At 69.7% G+C, this 917-nt stretch carries 1 protein-coding gene and 1 pseudogene; both read right to left on the bottom strand.

The annotated features are described in order from the left end of the window. Positions 1 to 350: CoA transferase (locus tag A5712_RS06275; RefSeq protein ID WP_197519311.1), on the bottom strand; the 350-nt coding region annotated here is incomplete at its 3' end. Between the two features lie 35 nt (positions 351 to 385). Beyond that, a pseudogene (locus tag A5712_RS31230) lies at positions 386 to 917 on the bottom strand (hypothetical protein); the annotation flags it as partial.

Consider the following 917-nt stretch of genomic DNA (forward strand, 5'->3'; position numbering starts at 1 on the left):
TTGTGGGCCGACAGTGTGGCGTAATCCAGGCCGAGGCGCTGCAACGCCCCCGGACGCACGTTGGTGATGAAAACGTCTGCGTCGGAAAGCAATTCGAGCGCGGTGTCGCGATCGGTCGCGGTGGTGAGGTCCAGGACGACGCTGCGCTTGGACCGGTTGTCCATTTCGAACGGCGGATTGACCCCGAGATCGCAGCCCAGCATCCGGCCGAACATGCGCCCCGGGTCGCCGGCCGGCGGCTCGATTTTGATCACGTCGGCGCCCCAGTCGGCCAGGATGCCGGCGGCCGCGGGTCCCGCGACCCAGACGCCGAGCTCGACGACTCTGATGCCTTCCACCGGTCCGGCCATGGCTTGCACACTAATCAGCGCCCCGGTCGCCGTCCCTAGAGGTAGCCGTTGGGTCCGGGGAGGCCGGCCTGGCCCGCGGCCCCGGCAAGACCAGAGGGTATGGATATGAACTGGATGGTGCCGCTGGTGCGGCCGGGCGTGAGCGTGATCGCCACCTGGCCGGTGCCGCCGGTAGCCAGGCTCGAGCTGGCCGGACTTATGGAAAAGACGTTGGCGCCGGGAAGGTAGGCGACCGAATTGCTTCCGGGGGTGTTGTTGAGGATCGTGAAGCCCGTACCGACGTCAAGGGTCACGGATGGTGTACTGCTGCTGCCCATCCCACCTTGCCCACCGGCTCCGCCCAGGCCGTGAATCCATCCGCCGCGCCCGCCCTCGCCGCCATCGCCACCGTTCAGGACGAAGGGTGTGGTCTGTCCGGTGGCCACCGTCGCGGTGTTGGGTCCGGCGTTGCCGCCCTGCCCGCCGCTGCCGCCGGCGCCCCACAGACCAGCGGCCCCACCGACCCCGCCGGTGCCGCCGGTAAACGCGTTCAGGCCACCGTCCCGCAAGGCCACGCCGCCTGTGCCG

It is taken from the genome of Mycobacterium sp. E2327 (genome assembly GCF_001672675.1).
Lineage (GTDB): Bacteria > Actinomycetota > Actinomycetes > Mycobacteriales > Mycobacteriaceae > Mycobacterium.